Source organism: Lactobacillus sp. PV037, assembly GCF_014522345.1.
GTDB lineage: Bacteria > Bacillota > Bacilli > Lactobacillales > Lactobacillaceae > Lactobacillus.
This window is the reverse complement of sequence record NZ_CP041987.1, coordinates 1,388,658-1,405,953: the sequence shown is the minus strand read 5'-3', so window position 1 is coordinate 1,405,953 and position 17,296 is coordinate 1,388,658. Positions and strand designations below refer to the sequence as shown.

Genomic DNA, 17,296 nt, shown 5'->3' with positions numbered 1-17,296 from the left:
AACTTAGTTAAAAAGTGATACCGAAAGGTATCACTTTTTTGTTAATCATAAAATTAGATATTTTGAGTTAACAATTTGTAAAATAATAATAAATAAAACAAATTAAAGGAATTAGACATGAAATCAAAATCGACAATAAATATGTTGAAAAAAATCTGGGATACGAGTCCTAAGGATATTAATGGAGAGGTTCCAATTCCATCAGCTTCTCAAGATACCTCATTTTATAATATATTTTTAGAAAAAAATTCTTCTTTCCCAGCCAATTATTCTACTCAGCAAGCTACTCTATTAATGGTTGTGGGAGGAGAAGCGAAAATAGAGGTAGATGGGAAAATACTAAAGATGAAGGCCGGCACGTTGCTGACTTTAAAGCGAAAAATTAAATATCGGATTTTAAAGTTAGAAACTACCTGCTATTTAGTAAAAATTAAATTTCATATTAGTTTTAAGTGGATAAAATTCATTCATGATTTACATTTAAGGAGTACAAGAGAACAAAAGTTGGCTGAGATATATTCAAAGCGGATGTTAGATAAGGGCTATTTTTATTTTTTAAATTCGGCTAAGTCTCTTCCAAGTAAACTCTGTGTACAGTTGCTGCATGAATACTGGGAGTCTAATTTATTTACTTGGAATGTAGGTGTATATTTTACTCAACTAATTTTAGTAAGTTCTTTAGAGCGAGTAAGAGCAGATAATACTGAATTGCCAGTTTTGAACAAAGAAAATCTAATCGATTACATCGATGAAAATTACGCCAATATCAATCTTACAGTTGCTGCTAGACATTTTGGCTTTAGTAGTAGTTATTTCTCTAGACAAGTAAAGAAGATAATGGGAACAACCTTTATTCGCTTAGTAGAGAAGCGACGGATTGAAGAAGCAAAAAGACTAAGAATAACAAAAAAGTATACAATTAATGAAATAATGCAAGAAGTAGGCTATGCTAGTAAGTCATTTTTTTACAAAAAGCTAAAGGAAGAAATAGATAACATAAATTAAAGTTTAATTTTTAAGAGTACTCTTTTTATCCTTCTTACGGTAAAAATAGTACTCTTTTTTGCTTTCATAAAAATAAGTAAGCTTGTTATATCAACTGATAACAACAATATTTTAAGTAGGAGTACTTATTTTTAAGAAGGTCAAATAATTGGTTAAATTCTTTAAATTACCGTACAATTACCAATGATAAGGCTTTCAAAGTATTTAAATATAGTAATTGTAGAAATTAGGAAAAATATGCTATCAAATAAAATTGTAAATTTTAATCAATATAAAAATCAACATAGCACTAATCACATACTTAAAGTAGCTGACTTTGATCAATTTACTCAAGCTTTGGTAAATCCTAATATAAGCAAAATCATTTTTGTAGATAATGTAAGTTCAGCAACAGGTCAAACTGCTTTAAATGAAAATTTATTTACTGGTGAATTAAGTGCTAATACATTAAATATTTTTAGTAACCAATATCATAATATTGCCAGAACTCTTGTCATTGATTTAAACAATTATGAGTTAAATTTAGACCATAACTATATTAGTTTTGCAGATCGTAATTATGGTGATAAGGCTTGGAATATTACTTTGAAAAATGGTGAATTAACTGCAAACAGTGAAATGAATAGCTCACCATTTTATTTCAATAATGTGAGTGAAAGTAATCAAGCTAAGACAAAATTTATTTTTGAAGATACAGTAATAAACCTGGATGGTCCTGAAATTTTTCACGGCGAGTTTGTAGATGTATATTTTGCAGGTGAATCATCATTTGATGTTTCCTTAGCAAAAAGTGGCACTAAAGGTTTTCAATCTAAGTATTCAAATGGGTTAGCTGTAGGAAATTTTTTTGTTAAACCAAATGCAGAGATTATGATGAGGGTAAATACTCCAAATTATATTGGTGAAAACTTTTCCGATACTCATCTTGAAAAGAATAATAATATGATCTGGCTTCAGGGAAGTAATAAAAAATATGGAAAAACAATTATTGGAGCTGGAGCAAAAGTTAGCTTAGAATCTACCACAGCTGATATGCGAGGAATAGTAAGTTCTAATTCACATGCTCTTGTTACGTTGCAAAAGGGAGCAAAACTTTCTTTAAAGCTTGCTACAGGACATTCTATGGCAATTGCAACTGGAGATTTATTACTTGAAGAAGAAGCTAGTTTAAAAGTTATCACTAGCCAAGATAATAATGAACAGAATTTGGTTAATAACATTTTAAATATTGATGATTATCACTATGCACCAATTTCACTGGGATTGCATGCAGAAATGACTAATCGCATTCACTCGCTAAAATTAGCAGAAAAAGCTAGCTTAAAAGTTATTCGTCGTCAAGTTAACTCAATTACGCCACTAATTTCATTTGGTTTAGGAAAAAGCAATGAGCAGCAAGATTATGTACTTGAGCTAGGTAAAGATAGTAGCTTAGAACTAAGAGATGAAGCAGCTGTTAAGAATTATTTAGTAATGGACCAACAAAAGAGTTGCAGTGGCTTAATTACTATGTATGGTACAGAATCTAGAAACAGAGTCATTTTTAATGAACCTCGATACGTAAGTTTACAAAGAGAAGGTACTTTTGGTGGAAATTTATTAAAGCTAGAAGGAAGTAAAAATAGTATCAAATTAAATGGAAATAGGATTGATGGGATGCCAGCTTCTCATTATCAAATTACCCAGACAATGAGTAATGGGGTTCAAGATAACTGGGAAGTTGCAGATTTAATTACTGTAGACAAGTTAAGTAGTAAAGTTTTAGTAAGTCCTACTAAGGCAGGAAAGGGTAGTTTTAGTTATAATGACAAGAAGATCAATACCCAGGCGCCTTATAAAACTGGTGGAAACTATTTAGCTGAAACGAAAACTTTAAGTGACATCTTAGAACACTTTAATTGGCAAACACCAAATCGTTTAACTTTTGCTAATTACGCTTTAGAAAATAGTAAGTATGTACCCCAGTTTGAAACAATGGTAGCTGTTTATAACGCTGCTGTACCTAATATTTCACAAACAATGGCAGCAATTACTTTTGTAGATAAGAAAAAACAAAATGTTACTGCACCAATCTTGAATGAAAAACTTGGAGATGGATTTGTATTAGGACAAGGCGCTCCTAAAAATGCTATTATCAATGCCCAAACAGGGGCTATCACTATTACTCCGACAGCAGCTGAGGTAGGGAAGACAGTTTTAGTACCAGTGATTGTAAGATTTAGAGATTACTCTCAATTAAGAATAATGGTGCCAATTACTGTAATAGGTGTAGGAGAAGATAGGAAAAAGCAATTAGGAAAAGTAAGTGAACAAAGTGAAAAAATTATAACTTTTCCAACTTATATTATTAGGATAGAAGAAAAAGACGACGAAAAAGTTGCTTAAATAAGAGAAGATATTTAATTAAAACAAAGTACAAAAAGAACTTAACGATAAAGTTAAGTTCTTTTTTGTTATAAAAAGGTTATTAATATAACAATGCTATCGTTATATTAATTCGGATAAATGTTGATATATCAATACTTTGAGCAAAATAAAGAAAATTATAAATTTTTATATAACAGGTGTTGTAATATGTAATTTAAAGTGCTATTATAATAAGTGAAGTGAGAGAGATAAGTAAATTTAAAAGATTGGAAAGAAGATTATTATGAAATTACGTAAAACAGTTATTAGCTTAGTAAGTTTATTATCAGTTGGAACTATGTTTGCATCAAACGTAGCAAGTGCTCAAGCTGCAACAGTAGATGAAAGCTACCCAGCATTAGCAAAGGCAGAAGATGCTCCAACTAACCCAGCAGCAAGCCAAGCTCCAAAGGGTAAACATGTAACAAAGAAGAGTAAAAAGACTACTAAGAAGCACGCTAAAAAGCATGCTAAGAAGACTGTAAAACGTAACGTACGTAAGTAAGAAATTAACTAAAAAGTAGTAAACCAAGATGGAGAGCTGCAGAACTTAATTTCCAATTTTAGAGAATATAAAAAAGCCACTACGAAAGTAGCGGCTTTTTTGTTGAATTTACATATTTTCTAAACGTTTAATGCGGTCTTCAGTAGGAGGGTGAGTATCAAATAAATGTCCATGTTTATGAAAAGGATTTTCGATATACATCCCTGCACTTGAAGAGTCAGCTTTAGTCATCGGCTGGGAATTAGATATTTTTTTTAAAGCTGAAATTAAGCCATGAGGATTTCTAGTCAATTTGACTGAACTAGCATCAGCAAGGTATTCACGATTGCGAGATAAGGCCATTTGAGCTAGTGTAGCAGCTAGTGGCCCTAAAATTAGAGTAAAGACAATTGCAATAATCTTAAAAGCAATTTCAAAAGGACTAGTATCTTTATCATCACTTTTTGAAGAGCCACCCCACCAGATAAAACGACTGGCAAAACTTGAGATAAAAGAAATGACAGCAGCTAAAGCGACACCGATTGTTGATACTAAAATATCGTAATTTTTTACATGTGATAATTCATGACCAAGTGCACCCTCTAATTCTTCCCGGTTAAGTTGCTGGCGGATCCCTGTTGTCACCGCAACAGCGCTATGTTTAGGATCACGTCCAGTCGCAAAAGCATTGGGAGAAGGATCATCAATAATGTAAACTCTAGGCATTGGTACCTGGGCAGCTAAGGCCATATCTTCAACAATATGCCATAATTCTGGATCATCCTGCTCGTGAATTTCGGTTGCATGATTCAATGACATAACTAGATTAGCAGGGTTACTTAAAGTAATCAAAAGATAGATTGCACTTCCGATTAAGGCCCAAATAATGCCAACATAGGGCTTTCCACTAATTAAGTATCCCAATCCTGCACCAACTAAAACTAGGATTAGGACAAAGATAATTAATAAAAAAGCTGTTTTGCGTCGATTACGCGCAATTTGTTGGTAGAGCATTAAAATTTAACCTTTGGCACAGCCTTTTCTTCAGTTGGTGTTTGAAGATATTCAATCTTTTTGAAGCCGTGCATTTTAGCAACAATATTTGAAGGAAAAGTAAGTAGCTTTTCATCATATAGTGCAGCTGTAGAGTTAAAGAGTTGACGTGAATAAGCGATTTTGTTTTCTGTATTAGTCAATTCTTCTTGTAAAGCAAGGAAGTTTTGGTTAGCTTTTAAATCTGGATAGTTTTCAGCTAAGGCAAATATACTTTTAAGTCCAGTAGTTAATTCATTAGAAACTTCCATTTTTTCAGTATGATTACTATTTGGAATTTGGGTTAATTGATTACGTAATTGGACAACTTTTTCAAAAGTTTCACTTTCGTGTTTTGCATATCCTTTAACAGTTTCAATTAAATTAGGAATCAAGTCGTTACGGCGTTTTAATTGCACATCAATTTGACTCCAAGCTTCTTGTGCATGAACGCGAGCTTTTTGTAAACCATTGTAAATTCCAATGTAAATGGCAACAAGTAAAATAAGAATTATGATAATAATCCAAAGTAATGACATGAATAAATTCCTTTCTCGATATAAAATTGTATAATAATTTTATCAGATTTTTTTGTTTTCGTATAGAAAAAAGCTAACTTTTAATACATTCTTGATAAAGAAAAAGAATTAGCTTGTTAAGCTAATTCTTATAGGACATAGTCTAAAATCAACCATCCCAAAATTGTTAAAATTATTAACCCAATAAATTCTAAAAAGGTAAATACCCAAAAGAATTTACGTTTGGAGACAGATGCATTTTCAATAAATGTTTTGAAAACTAACATATTTGCCATTGATCCAACAATAGACCCAAAACCACCAATATTTGAACCTAAAAATAGGGCTTCGGCATAATTGGTAAATTTACCAACTAAGATAGTTGATGGAACATTTGAGATAAATTGACTTGAAATTATTGAAGTCAAAAATACTGAATGTTCTGAGAACATGGTTTTAGAAATTAAAGCTACAACTAATGGAATTTGTTGGATATCACTAATAAAAAGAAAGAAACATGTGAATGTTAAAAGCAAAGCGTAGTCAATATGGAGCATAATTTTAGGATTAATAATCAAGGCCAGCATGATTGCGACTAAGGCAGGTGCGTATGGTGGCACTAAATTAAAGACCCCAAAGAAAAAGAAGAATGTAACTACAATTGTTAAAACTGTTGGTCGAATACTAATTTTAATATCTTTTAATTCAACTTCAGGAATAGGATCAGGTTTAATAAAAAACAAAAAAACCACTAATAATAACAAGCTAGCAATTAATAAAGGAATCGACCAAGAGAAAAACTTAACTGGTGAAACGTTATAACGGCTGACCACAAAAATATTATGAGGATTTCCCCAGGGAGTAAATGCTGCTCCAATATTAGCTCCCATTCCAATCAAGGTGACTGGTAATATTTCAGCGAGGTGATATTTTTTAGCAATTGTTAAGTATAAAGGAATTAATGTCAAAACAGTAATATCATTTGTTAAAAACATCCCTGAAACAACAGATAAAAACGTAAAAATCGAAGCAAGCCAACGGGTATTTTTAGCGTAACTAGTAAGTTTGTATGCCAAAACATCTAACACATGCAAATAAGCAAAAATTTGAATGATAGTTAGCATTGCTAGGATGGAAAAAAGTGTGTGGAAATTAATATCTTCCACGCGAGGTCTCCCAAAAAAGAGACTGATGATCGTTATGACGACTGTAATTTGTAAAATCCGGTCTTTAGCGATATTTTTGAAGACGGTCATTGAAAGTCCCCTCTTAAATTTAATCAACAATTACTATTTTGAACTGTTTTTGAGCAATTGGCAACGCTTTTTTTAAGATTAGGACAAATTGAAATAATTTTGGGCAATAAAATAGCTTTAAACTGTGCAATAGGATATACTAAAAATAGTAAAGGGCACTTATTTTTTGTTAGGAGGTTATTCCAATGTTAGATCCAAAAAATGTAACTTTAAAAATTAAACCAGAAGCTGAAAAAATTATCGCTAACAAAGTTAAACCTGGACAAGTTGTGATTTTAGCGTTAAATGATGGTTCAAATGGTTATTCAAAATTAGGTGGAACTTGTACAATTGGAGCAAACTTCCAATTGGTTATCTTAGATAAAAAAGATCCAGAATTTTCAATTCCAGTAAAGAATAATCTTGATTTAGAGATGTATACTTCTCCTGCAGAACTTAGCTTTTTAGATGCTGGTTTGATTTTAAATGCACGCAATAGTGTATTAGCCTTATCTGATAATGAGGGAATTGTAGATGGTGCTGTAACGATTGAAGAATTTACTGGGAAAAAGCTATCTAAAGAAGAAATGGAAAAATTAGGTGGCAAAATTTGCTAATTTACGATTAGCCTTGAAATTACTTGCTTTTTCGTGATATGATAATAAAAGATTTTCGAAAATTAATTTGAGAGGAAGATAAAGACATGTCACACAACATTCATACTGGTATTAATCCACACCGTAGACCAAAGAACAAGTCTAATTCAAAGGCTCGTGTTGATCACGCTGCAGAAGTTGTAGCTTTCTTAAACAAAGCTAAAGAAGACAAAAACAAGTAATTAAATATTACACTGGAAGAAATGCATTTGCATTTCTTCTTTTTTTCAAAAGGCTTGCGAAAACTTTGAAGATTTGCTAATCTAATAAAAATTTAGATTTTGAGAGGAGATATATTATGGGATTACATGCTTATATTCAAGGTTTTGATAGTTTAGAATCAATTGATCGTGCGCCAGGATACTTTAAGTACCAACATCATTCAGTGGCTGATCACAGCTTTAGGACAGCCCAACTTGCTCAGATGATGGGTGATATTGAAGAAGTCGTTGGGAAAAAGAAAGTTAACTGGAAGGCTCTTTATGAAAAGAGTTTAAATCACGACTATACTGAACGCTTCATTGGTGATATTAAAACACCAGTTAAATATGCAACCCCTCAATTACGTAAAATGATTGGGGATGTTGAAGAAAAAATGACGGCTGAGTTTATCAAAGATGAAATTCCCGTAGAATTTCAGGAAATTTACAAAAAACGTCTTAGTGAAGCAAAAGATGATACTTTAGAAGGTAAAATTTTATCAATTTGTGATAAATTAGACCTACTTTATGAAGCTTACGGTGAGATTGAATTGGGGAATCCTAACCCAGTTTATATGCAGATGTTCAAAGAAAGCTTGGAAACAATTAAGAAATTTGATGATTTAGCTTGTGTACAATACTTTATTAAAAAGATCTTGCCAGATTTATTTAAGGGGGACTTTGCTGGTAAAGACAAGATGCAAAGAATTGCCTTTGATATTTTGCTGACGGAAGAAGGATCAAATTGAAATTCGAATGTAGTGCTTGCGGCTTGCGCCTCAATAGTTTTCACTTCAAAAAAGAGAGACTACTTAATCCACAATTAACAAGTATTTGTGATATTTGTCTAATGCGCAATTTAGACCCAGAAGATTATGAAAATCCTGTGATACAAGAAATTGCCCAAAATATGCTCTATGGTTTTTTAGGAAAAAAGAGCGAAAAAGTTAATTTAGAAAAAATGCACTATTTGGTAAAAAGTAAATTACGAAAAAACTTTGAAAGTTTAATTCAAGATTTTGATGCTAATGAAGTTGCTCAAAAGCAGATTAGTCGCCAAGATTTCAATTTAAAAATAATTGCTAGCGAAGATGGAGAAGTTGAGAGACCAATTTTAAATGGAGATTTGGGGGCAAATTTACAAAAGATTGGTCTAGAAGCAGATTTTTCTCTAAATGAAATAGATTATATAGATCGCGAACGAATTCGTCATAAGTATAAGTATCGCTGTCAATATTGTGGACGTCGTGGTACAAGTGTAGATCATAAAGATCCAGTTTCACTCTCAGGGAATAATAATTTAGATAACTTAATTTTGGCATGTGAAGAATGTAATAAAATTAAATCTAATATGTCTTATAAACTATTCGAAGAATTAAACCAGGAAGTAACTGTCTTAAATAAAAAATTAGTTGCTTATGAAAATCTTTTAGCAAATCTAAAAGAAAAGTTTGAAAGCAATAAGCGCTATATTGCTGGGCAAGTCCATCTAAAAGGTATCATTAACGATCCAGAATTAAATGCCTTACGTAAACAAAATAAAAAGCTCCAGGATGCAATTGATGGGCTAAGTAGTGATTATGCTAGCTTGCGAAAAGTACGCAAATTACACTTTGAAAATGGCTGGAAGTTGCAACAATTACAAGAAGAGCAAGAAATTATCTAATGATAATGAAAAAAAGAGGACCAACTCGGTCCTCTTTTTTAGTAGAAGAGTTAATTAACTCAATAATAAATATGAATTAGTCGTTCTTGCGGTATCCAAAGTAAAATTGAATAATTGCAACTACAATGTTAATCCAGTTCATCCAAATGAATACTGTAGCAAGTGCGCCTGGTTGGTGACTTACACCATAGAATACCCAAAATCCAATAATGATGGCAGCGACGTTGATCCATGCAAAAGTCTTTTGAATGGTTTGGTTATTAAGTACAAACCACATCCAAATTACATTAACAACAAACCAAATTGCTAAAATCCAAAATACGAATGAAAACATAATAACACATTCTTTCCAAATTTAAAATCTTTAAAAAAACTTAAATCTTCTACACACTCTTATTGTGAAACTTTGGCATAAAAAATGCAATTATTTGAACTTAAGAAAAATAAAAAATGATGCCGAAGCATCATTTTAAAATTCATTTTTTCTAAAGTTACGTAAGAATTTTTGTGTTTTTTCTTCTTGAGGATTTTGAAAGATTTCTTCTGGAGTTCCTTGTTCAGTGATATAACCATCGCTCATAAAAATTACGTGGTCAGAAACATCTCTTGCAAATCCCATTTCATGAGTAACGATAACCATTGTTAACCCAGATTCAGCCAACTTAGTCATCGTATTTAAAACCTCTCCTACCATTTCAGGATCAAGGGCACTGGTAGGTTCATCAAATAGTAACACTTCTGGATCCATAGAAATTGCTCTAGCAATAGCTACACGTTGTTGTTGACCACCTGATAATTGTTGCGGTTTGGCAGTTAAGAAAGGATCCATTCCAACTTTTTTCAAATTTTTGATGGCAACTTCTTTAGCTTCTTCTTTTGAACGACCTAAAATTAATTGTTGACCAATCATGCAGTTTTGTAAGACATTTTTATTATTGAAGAGATTAAACTGTTGAAAAACCATCCCCACTTTAGAGCGGTATTTATTACGGTCATAAGAGTGTTCTAAAATGTTATCACCATGGAAAAGGATTTCTCCACCAGTTGGTTCTTCAAGCAAATTGATACATCTAAGTAAAGTTGATTTACCACCACCAGATGGACCAATGATTGTAATTGCTTCTCCTTGATTGATATCAAAAGAAATATCACGTAAAACTGTGTGATCACCGTAGCTTTTTTGTAAATTTTTTACACGTAAAATATGTTCTTCTTTATTGCTCATGTTCTAAACCAGCCTCCTTTGGATCTTTAAGTTGTAATTGGTTAGCCATCAAATTGTAATTCTTTGGACCTTCTAATTTTCTTTCAATAAAGTTAAAGATACGAGTAATTGAGAAAGTTAAGATTAAGTAAATTACTGAAATAATGAAGTAAGTTTGGAAGAACTCGAAGGTTTGACTTGCGACTGTAGTTCCGACAAAGAATAATTCAGAAACAGAAATAATACTTAAAACAGAAGTATCTTTAATATTTACAATAAATTCGTTAGTAATTGATGGTAAACAATTTTTAATAGCTTGAGGTAAAATAATATGCCACATTTGTTGATTATGGCTCATTCCCAAAGCACTAGCTGCTTCAAATTGACCTTTAGGAGTAGCATTAATCCCACCACGGATAACTTCAGCTAAGTAAGCTCCGGTATTAATAGAAACAATAATTAAGGCAGCTAAGGTACGGTTAATATTTAAATGCCAGAGTTGGGCAATTCCATAGTAAATTACAGCTGCTTGAACCATCATTGGAGTTCCTCTGAAGATTTCAATATAAGCAGCTAAAATCCAATCGATAATCTGTAAACCAAACTTCTTGCCTTTTGAACGAGGAGTAGGAATAGTACGAACAACACCAACTAATAAACCAATGAAGAAACCGACAATGGTACCAACTAAGGCTAAAAGTAAGGTCATACCAACCCCACTCAAAATCATGGAACCATAGCGACGCATAATTGAAACAAACCAGTTTTCCTTCTTGGAGTTTGCTTGAGGTTGTTCTTTGACAGCAGTAGCCATTAATTGGTCACGCTTTTTTTGAGAAATGCCTGCTAATACTTGATTTACTTCATTTAAAAGCTTGGTGTTACCTTTTTTAACACCAATACTTGTAATTGAGTCATTCTTATCAATGTTAAAGCCAGACATTTTATTTAAATTAACCGCAACAATATTTGGATTAACTGTTTTGTAAGATTGATATTCAATATCTTCAGCTACATATCCATCAATAGTACCAGATTGGAGACTTTGACGCATAGCAGAGAAACTACGCATAGCAGGTTCACGTTTTGCACCTTTTAATTGCTTAATTAAGTCATAGTGCAAGGTACCCTGTTGGGCAGTAATCTTTGCATTTTTAAAATCTTTTAAACTAGTGGCTTTGGCATATTTACTGTCTTTGTTAGTAATAACCACAAAAGTACTTTTACGGTAAGGCTCAGAGAAGTTAATCGCTTTTCTTCTAGCAGCTGTAGGGGTCATTCCAGCAATAATTAAGTCAATCTTGCCAGATGTTAAAGCAGGTAACAATCCATCCCATTCAGTTTTTTCAACAACTACTTTACGATGGAGTTTTTTACCAATAATTTTAGCAATTTGAACATCGTAACCATTAGCGTATTGCTTAGAGCCGTCAATTGGAACAGCTCCATTTTCATCGGTAGTTTGTGTCCAGTTGTATGGTGGGTAATTTGCTTCCATTCCGATTTTTAGAACCGGATTAGCAGCTTGTACTTTTTGATGACTAGTATTTAAACCAATCACCAAAGTTAAAACTAAAGCTAGAAAGGCTGATAGCCATTTTAATTTTGACTTCACTTTGAAAATCCTCCAAAAATTAAGCCAACACAATAAAAGCATAATAAAACCTCGCTGTTACAAAACAACGAGGTGAAAAATCATCAGTATTTAAACCAAATCAGATAGCGCTCCCTGAAGCTAAGCCAGGACAGTCTACAAGATATTCTCTTGTAGCCCAACTAATTATTAACACGACTCAATAACTAATTTCGGCAAATATCCTAAAAGAAATCTTCTTTGCTAGTCGTGAGCTCTTAAATCTTTCGTGATATTTGCAACCTCTATTGTATTGGAGATTATTTAACTGTGCCAAATAATAACGGATTTTTTAACTTTTGTCAAATCCATGGGAAGTTTTGATTTCTTTTTTCTTAATATCTGAGATAAAAGGATTACCTGCAACGATATAACGTAACTTTTTATTAGCCCATTCAGGATCAGATTGATTAATACCAACTCGGGGTAAAGCGAGGATTTTTTCAATGGGACTCTTAGAGGTTAGATCAATAGTAAAAGGAGATTCTTCTAAGGAAGCAAGATCCCACTTACGGCTATGGATGCCAAAAGCCTGCATTAATTTTCCTGGGCCATTAGTGACTAAGGCACCATTTTTGCCATTACGATTTTTAATCATTGTTGTAAGTCCAGCAGTTGGTTCAATTGCTCGTACTAAAACTCCTTGGGGATTATCCTTTTCTTGGGTAGCTACATCAAAGAAAAAATATTGGCGTTGGGAATAAATATATAGATGTCCTCCTGGACAATATAAGCCTTCATTTGCTTGACTGCGTCTGCCATTATATGAATGGGCAGCGCGATCTTTGGGCCCTAGGTAGGCTTCAGTTTCAACTATTGTGCCAGCTAAAGTTTCTTGGCCATTATCAAAAGAAAGAGTACGACCTAGTAGGTCTTGAGCAATTTCTTCGGTTGGACGATTGGTAAAAAACTCACTATAATTCAAAGTAAACAGTCCTTTCAATACTGAGATGATTAGATTAATTAATGGAAAGAAAAATGAGTGAAATTAAAGTAGTTAGAATTTATGATAAAAATCAGCCAAGCGGTTATCGAATTTTGGTAGATCGACTTTGGCCTCGAGGAATGAGCAAAGTGCGGGCAAAATTAGATTTATGGGATAAGGAAATTGCCCCTAGCAGTGAATTGCGTAAGTGGTTCAATCATCAAGATGAACGTTGGGAAGAGTTTTATAAAAAGTATAAATTAGAGTTAAAGAAAAATCCCCACTTTCAGGAATTTACTGAACTTGTAACTGAAAAATTAGCAGCTGGGGATGTTCTTTTCTTATATGGTGCAAAAAATCTTAAGCATAATCAAGCAATTGCTTTGAAAAAAATAATACTAGAAAATAAGGTTAATGATGACGATTAGCTGGACGCAAGTAGTGAAAAATAATTGTTCCACCCACTGTTGAAAAAACGATTAGCGCAAAGATGCTATCTGGGACTTTAAAATTAAGTGGGGGAAGGGAAACCAAAAGCTTAAGGGCAATAATTGTAATTAAAAGATAGGCCATGGTTTGGAGTTCAGGAATAATTTTCATTAATTTAATAATGATTTCTGCGACACCACGCATGCATAAGATTCCAATCATTCCTCCAATTAAAACAACCACAGGATTATTAGACATTGCTAAAGCCGCTAAAACAGAATCAATTGAAAAAACAATATCCATTGATTCAATTGAAATCACAGTTCGCCAGAAAAGTGATAAGTGATGTTTATGTTTGCCACTTGCAAGTAATTTCTCTTTTTCCTTTTTTTCAAGAGCTGCTTCTTTTTGGGCGGTTTCTTTAGGATGTTTAAGTTCATAAAAATATTTATAAACTAAATATAGAAGGTAAAGGCCTCCAAGTAATTTAATTTCCCAAAAGTGGATTAAATATGTTCCCACACCAATAACGATAAAGCGGAAAAGATAAGCACCCCAAAGGCCATAAATAAGGGACTTTCTTTGCTGCTCTTCATTAGGAAGTGCTTGAGTTTGAGCAGCAAGGACAACCGCATTATCTACTGAAAGAAGACATTCCATTAAAATTAAAGTTAAAATCATTAGCCAGTCGCGTCCACTGGTTAGGACATGAGCCCAGTTATTTCCATCAAAAAAAGGCTGATAGAGATGTAAAATTTGCATTTTGGTGTCCTTTCTTTAATTAGTACAGAAATAATTTTAGAGCAAGTTGTCCCTTGACTCAATCTGAAATTAAAGAATTTTCTTAAAAGTAGAAGATCTTTCTAAAGAAAAAAGCTGTAAATTGTTGTAAGATTATTGATAAAGAAAATGTCTAAGGAGTTTCTATGAACGAATTTTATATACTTTGTGATCTTGCTGTAATTGTTTATACGATCTATAGCTGGTACTGGCAAGCGATGATTGAAACCAGGGCAAAATATCGTTATTCAGGTATTGTCTGGGTAATAATTATTTTAATTATTGGTTATAGCTTTAATTATTTTGCTCAACCAACTTTGATTACTAATGTATTTATAGCAGCGATTATTACAATGAGTGTAATTGATGGCTTTTCGGGTTTTGCCAAAAAAAGATTAGTAACAGCTGGCTATTTTAAACGTACTTTAAAGTATAGTGAGATTGCTCAAATTACTTTAATTAGTGTACCAACAATTGGGAAACCAAGTGTAATGGCAATTTTTCAAACTAAAACGCGCCAAGCATATTCCCTTCGCTTTAATAAGGGAGTTGAAGAAATTATTGGTATTTTGCGTCATTATGTAGAACCAGGAACTAGAATTGAAGTAAGGCAAATAATGTAAAAACATCCCTCTTGAAAAAGGGATGTTTTTTCATAGGATTGGACTTAATAAACGAGAAAATGCTTGTTTAAAGCGTAACCAACGAGACCAGCTTGCAGTAATGGCAGGAGTAAGCTGAGTGCAAATTTGACTGTCTTTAATAAAGATTTCTTTTAATTTACGAGTAACGCTGCGATTGTAAAAAAATGCATCACATTCAAAGTTGAGAGTGTATGAACGAAAATCTTGGTTCATTGAACCGACTGCACAAAATTTATTATCAACCATAACGGTCTTAGCATGGATAAAACCATTATTGTAAATGTAAATTTTAACTCCCTCATTCATTAAAAATCTTGCATACCACTGAGTAGCGCGGTAAATAAAGGGATGGTCTGGCATGCTGGGAATCATAATCCGAACGTCTACTCCAGAGTGAGCGGCAGTAACCCAGGTCGCAATCATGGGATCGTCTGGAATTAGGTAAGGTGTCTGAATCCAAAGTGTTTTTTTTAGCCATTAACATCATTTTCATCATGCCGTTACGCAAGTAAGGAAGCGAGCGATCGGGCCCATCGCTAATGATTTGAGTAGCTACATCTTTTTCAGAAAATTTATTCTCTTTAATTGGAGGAAAAAGCTTAGGAGAAAATTTGATAAGATTTTTATCATCTTTGACTGATGCATTCCAATCCATTACAAAACGTTCTTGAAGCATCCAAGCAGCAGAACCAACTAAACGCACGTGAGTATCACGCCAAAAGCCAAATTTTTTTGAACGATTAAGATACTGATCTCCTACGTTAAATCCACCTGTCCAGGAAATTTTACCGTCGATAACTACTATTTTGCGGTGGAGGTGGTAGTTCATACGATATTTGGTAACCATATTTTGAGCAGTAATAAAAGCAACTACTTCACCACCTAAATCAGTTAACGGCTTAAACCAAGTTTTACTAGCGCCTGGTGACCCCCAAGGATCATAAATTACCCGGACTTTAATTCCTTGCCGAGCTTTGTTGATTAAATGATCTAAAAATTCGTTTCCAATGTCATCATTCATAAATGAGTAGTATTCTACATTAATAGTTTCTTGAGCATTTTCTATGTCTTTAAAAAGATTTTCAAATTTTTCATGTCCTTCTGTATAAAATTTAACACGATTATTTTTTGAAAGAGGAGCTTCTTTTTGAAAATTGAAATATTGAATTAAATTTTTTGCTTCGTTAGAAGTATCACTTTTACCTGCTTGAGGAGGATTTTGTGGAAGTAAACGATTGAGCTTTTTAAGTCCAATATGGTTTTGTTTATTAATGGCAAAAAGATTTTCATCGGATAGTTCTCGTCCCATAAAGCCATATAAAATAAACCCAATGATTGGCATACTTAACAAGACGATTAGCCAAGCCCAAGAGGTGGCTACAGAACGCTTGCGGTGAAAAACAACATAAAAAGCTAATACAGTGTTAACAGCCCAAATTAGGCGAATTAGGTCATGGGGTGAAAGCATAGCTTATTCCTTCCTAATGTGAGATTTATCTTTGATTTTAAAAAAATGAGCAATTGTTTCCATCACTAAAGGATCATCATGCATCATGCTATGTTCTCCCATTGGACCACGAATTTCTAATTCTTGATAACTTTTAACACGTGGAGCAAGAATATAGCGAATAGACTTGGCTGAGGTTACGGAAATGAAGCGATCGGTGTTAGTTTTGTCTAACACATTACCGTAAATATTTAAAATAGAAGCGTGAGGATTAAATTGCTTTTTTTGACGCAATAAAGCAAAGTAAGCAGAAGTTTTGAAAGTAGGGCTACTTTTTTCCGTTAGTTGATTAACGTTGGGGATATCTCCAAGATACATTACACCATCAAAGGGACCTGCTATTAAAGCAGCCTTGTCTAAGCGTGGAAAATGTTTACGGTGTGCAGTTTGCATTTCAACTTTAATGATGGAAGGTGCTCCTAAAGAATGGGCAACGGTATCGTATTTATCAAAATTAAATTCTTTTGCTAAAAAAGCCAAGCTAAAGCGTAAGTAGTAGCAAATAGCATATAGCCCAACTACTTTTTGTTTAAATACGAGTTGAATAATTGGGTGTTCATCATTTGTCCACGTTCCTTCTAAAGTAAGGTTACCAAATAAATCAGCTGTAACTTTAAGATAGCCAGGATTATTTTTACGTTCAGTCATATCATCAACTAATTTTTGGGTCGTATACTCTCCACCACGAAAGCCATGAATATAAATAATTGGAATTTGTTTTTTAGGAGATTTAGGCTTTTCATAGTTGAAGTTACGAATAATTTTCCGCTTATGCAGGCGCATTAACCAACGAGTTGGAGTAAAAGTGGCCAAAAGTCCTAACGATACTAAAGTAGCAAAACTTGGATCTTTTTGCTTTTCGGATTTTTTACGACCACGTTCAGCCGTTTGAGTATATTTTCTATGATTAAAAAACAAAATAACCTCCTTTCTACACTTAAGGATAAGGAACCGCTATAATTAATGATACAC

18 protein-coding genes, 1 pseudogene and 1 riboswitch are annotated in these 17,296 nt (G+C 33.1%); of the genes and pseudogenes, 9 read left to right on the top strand and 10 right to left on the bottom strand.

What is annotated here, in order from left to right; genetic code table 11:
• Positions 1-117 precede the first annotated feature (117 nt).
• The 3 genes from FP435_RS07545 to FP435_RS07535 all read left to right on the top strand — a co-directional run bounded on the left by FP435_RS07545 (position 118) and on the right by FP435_RS07535 (position 3,916).
• On the top strand, positions 118-1,005 hold the full coding sequence (locus tag FP435_RS07545; protein ID WP_265483674.1) for a helix-turn-helix domain-containing protein: 888 nt from the start codon (positions 118-120) through the stop codon (positions 1,003-1,005).
• Between the two features lie 237 nt (positions 1,006-1,242).
• On the top strand, positions 1,243-3,390 hold the full coding sequence (locus FP435_RS07540; protein ID WP_265483673.1) for a pectate lyase-like adhesive domain-containing protein: 2,148 nt from the start codon (positions 1,243-1,245) through the stop codon (positions 3,388-3,390).
• Between the two features lie 265 nt (positions 3,391-3,655).
• On the top strand, positions 3,656-3,916 hold the full coding sequence (locus FP435_RS07535) for a hypothetical protein (RefSeq protein ID WP_265483672.1): 261 nt from the start codon (positions 3,656-3,658) through the stop codon (positions 3,914-3,916).
• 108 nt (positions 3,917-4,024) lie between these two features.
• Here FP435_RS07535 and htpX read toward each other — a convergent pair whose 3' ends face one another.
• The 3 genes from htpX to FP435_RS07520 all read right to left on the bottom strand — a co-directional run bounded on the left by htpX (position 4,025) and on the right by FP435_RS07520 (position 6,701).
• Positions 4,025-4,909: a zinc metalloprotease HtpX gene (htpX, locus tag FP435_RS07530; protein WP_265483671.1), complete on the bottom strand. Its 885-nt coding sequence runs from the start codon at positions 4,907-4,909 to the stop codon at positions 4,025-4,027.
• A complete protein-coding gene (locus FP435_RS07525) occupies positions 4,909-5,466 on the bottom strand; it encodes a LemA family protein (RefSeq protein ID WP_265483670.1) in 558 nt (185 codons plus the stop codon). Before FP435_RS07525 ends, htpX begins: the two co-directional genes overlap by 1 nt.
• 128 nt (positions 5,467-5,594) lie before the next feature.
• Positions 5,595-6,701 (bottom strand): SLC13 family permease, encoded by a 1,107-nt coding sequence (locus FP435_RS07520; protein ID WP_265483669.1) that lies wholly within the window; start codon positions 6,699-6,701, stop codon positions 5,595-5,597.
• A 185-nt stretch (positions 6,702-6,886) separates the two neighbouring features.
• Here FP435_RS07520 and FP435_RS07515 point away from each other — a divergent pair, with 185 nt between their 5' ends.
• From FP435_RS07515 to FP435_RS07500, 4 genes are all read left to right on the top strand, one after another.
• A complete protein-coding gene (locus FP435_RS07515) occupies positions 6,887-7,297 on the top strand; it encodes an iron-sulfur cluster biosynthesis family protein (RefSeq protein ID WP_265483668.1) in 411 nt (136 codons plus the stop codon).
• 86 nt (positions 7,298-7,383) lie between these two features.
• Positions 7,384-7,518 carry a hypothetical protein gene (locus tag FP435_RS07510; protein ID WP_265483667.1) on the top strand — a complete coding sequence of 45 codons (135 nt, stop codon included), beginning with the start codon at positions 7,384-7,386 and terminating at the stop codon, positions 7,516-7,518.
• Positions 7,519-7,634: 116 nt separating this feature from the next.
• A complete protein-coding gene (locus FP435_RS07505; protein ID WP_265483666.1) occupies positions 7,635-8,285 on the top strand; it encodes a YfbR-like 5'-deoxynucleotidase in 651 nt (216 codons plus the stop codon).
• The gene (locus tag FP435_RS07500) at positions 8,282-9,202 is read left to right on the top strand and encodes an HNH endonuclease (RefSeq protein WP_265483665.1); all 921 of its coding nucleotides are present in this window, start codon (positions 8,282-8,284) and stop codon (positions 9,200-9,202) included. The genes FP435_RS07505 and FP435_RS07500 overlap by 4 nt, the downstream gene beginning before the upstream one ends.
• A 76-nt stretch (positions 9,203-9,278) precedes the next feature.
• Here the strand turns inward: FP435_RS07500 and FP435_RS07495 are convergent, their stop codons facing one another.
• The 4 genes from FP435_RS07495 to FP435_RS07480 all read right to left on the bottom strand — a co-directional run bounded on the left by FP435_RS07495 (position 9,279) and on the right by FP435_RS07480 (position 12,964).
• Positions 9,279-9,536 carry a hypothetical protein gene (locus tag FP435_RS07495; RefSeq protein ID WP_265483664.1) on the bottom strand — a complete coding sequence of 86 codons (258 nt, stop codon included), beginning with the start codon at positions 9,534-9,536 and terminating at the stop codon, positions 9,279-9,281.
• Between the two features lie 135 nt (positions 9,537-9,671).
• Positions 9,672-10,427 (bottom strand): amino acid ABC transporter ATP-binding protein, encoded by a 756-nt coding sequence (locus tag FP435_RS07490; protein ID WP_265483663.1) that lies wholly within the window; start codon positions 10,425-10,427, stop codon positions 9,672-9,674.
• A complete protein-coding gene (locus FP435_RS07485) occupies positions 10,417-12,021 on the bottom strand; it encodes an ABC transporter permease subunit (protein WP_265483662.1) in 1,605 nt (534 codons plus the stop codon). Before FP435_RS07485 ends, FP435_RS07490 begins: the two co-directional genes overlap by 11 nt.
• Before the next feature lie 97 nt (positions 12,022-12,118).
• A riboswitch (Lysine riboswitch) is annotated at positions 12,119-12,295 on the bottom strand.
• Between the two features lie 36 nt (positions 12,296-12,331).
• Positions 12,332-12,964, bottom strand: a complete 633-nt coding sequence (locus FP435_RS07480; RefSeq protein ID WP_265483661.1) for a DNA-3-methyladenine glycosylase — start codon at positions 12,962-12,964, stop codon at positions 12,332-12,334.
• Between the two features lie 53 nt (positions 12,965-13,017).
• On the opposite strand from FP435_RS07480, the gene FP435_RS07475 reads away from it, so the two are divergent.
• A complete protein-coding gene (locus FP435_RS07475) occupies positions 13,018-13,392 on the top strand; it encodes a DUF488 domain-containing protein (RefSeq protein ID WP_265483660.1) in 375 nt (124 codons plus the stop codon).
• Here the strand turns inward: FP435_RS07475 and FP435_RS07470 are convergent.
• Positions 13,376-14,155, bottom strand: coding sequence for a TerC family protein (locus FP435_RS07470; protein ID WP_265483659.1), 780 nt, complete (start codon positions 14,153-14,155; stop codon positions 13,376-13,378). The two genes, FP435_RS07475 and FP435_RS07470, sit on opposite strands and share 17 nt — an antisense overlap.
• Before the next feature lie 164 nt (positions 14,156-14,319).
• On the opposite strand from FP435_RS07470, the gene FP435_RS07465 reads away from it, so the two are divergent.
• A complete protein-coding gene (locus FP435_RS07465; RefSeq protein WP_265483658.1) occupies positions 14,320-14,796 on the top strand; it encodes a hypothetical protein in 477 nt (158 codons plus the stop codon).
• A gap of 30 nt (positions 14,797-14,826) precedes the next feature.
• Here the strand turns inward: FP435_RS07465 and cls are convergent.
• Positions 14,827-16,285, bottom strand: a pseudogene (gene cls / locus FP435_RS07460) (cardiolipin synthase).
• A 3-nt stretch (positions 16,286-16,288) separates the two neighbouring features.
• Positions 16,289-17,242: an alpha/beta hydrolase gene (locus tag FP435_RS07455; protein WP_265483657.1), complete on the bottom strand. Its 954-nt coding sequence runs from the start codon at positions 17,240-17,242 to the stop codon at positions 16,289-16,291.
• Positions 17,243-17,296: the final 54 nt, after the last annotated feature.

Excerpts from the sequence above, each read along its gene's own strand:
- FP435_RS07545 (WP_265483674.1), top strand. The coding sequence starts at position 118 with ATGAAATCAAAATCGACAATAAATATGTTGAAAAAAATCTGGGATACG.
- FP435_RS07540 (WP_265483673.1), top strand. The coding sequence starts at position 1,243 with ATGCTATCAAATAAAATTGTAAATTTTAATCAATATAAAAATCAACAT.
- FP435_RS07535 (WP_265483672.1), top strand. The coding sequence starts at position 3,656 with ATGAAATTACGTAAAACAGTTATTAGCTTAGTAAGTTTATTATCAGTT.
- htpX (WP_265483671.1), bottom strand. The coding sequence starts at position 4,909 with ATGCTCTACCAACAAATTGCGCGTAATCGACGCAAAACAGCTTTTTTA.
- FP435_RS07525 (WP_265483670.1), bottom strand. The coding sequence starts at position 5,466 with ATGTCATTACTTTGGATTATTATCATAATTCTTATTTTACTTGTTGCC.
- FP435_RS07520 (WP_265483669.1), bottom strand. The coding sequence starts at position 6,701 with ATGACCGTCTTCAAAAATATCGCTAAAGACCGGATTTTACAAATTACA.
- FP435_RS07515 (WP_265483668.1), top strand. The coding sequence starts at position 6,887 with ATGTTAGATCCAAAAAATGTAACTTTAAAAATTAAACCAGAAGCTGAA.
- FP435_RS07510 (WP_265483667.1), top strand. The coding sequence starts at position 7,384 with ATGTCACACAACATTCATACTGGTATTAATCCACACCGTAGACCAAAG.
- FP435_RS07505 (WP_265483666.1), top strand. The coding sequence starts at position 7,635 with ATGGGATTACATGCTTATATTCAAGGTTTTGATAGTTTAGAATCAATT.
- FP435_RS07495 (WP_265483664.1), bottom strand. The coding sequence starts at position 9,536 with ATGTTTTCATTCGTATTTTGGATTTTAGCAATTTGGTTTGTTGTTAAT.
- FP435_RS07490 (WP_265483663.1), bottom strand. The coding sequence starts at position 10,427 with ATGAGCAATAAAGAAGAACATATTTTACGTGTAAAAAATTTACAAAAA.
- FP435_RS07475 (WP_265483660.1), top strand. The coding sequence starts at position 13,018 with ATGAGTGAAATTAAAGTAGTTAGAATTTATGATAAAAATCAGCCAAGC.
- FP435_RS07470 (WP_265483659.1), bottom strand. The coding sequence starts at position 14,155 with ATGCAAATTTTACATCTCTATCAGCCTTTTTTTGATGGAAATAACTGG.
- FP435_RS07465 (WP_265483658.1), top strand. The coding sequence starts at position 14,320 with ATGAACGAATTTTATATACTTTGTGATCTTGCTGTAATTGTTTATACG.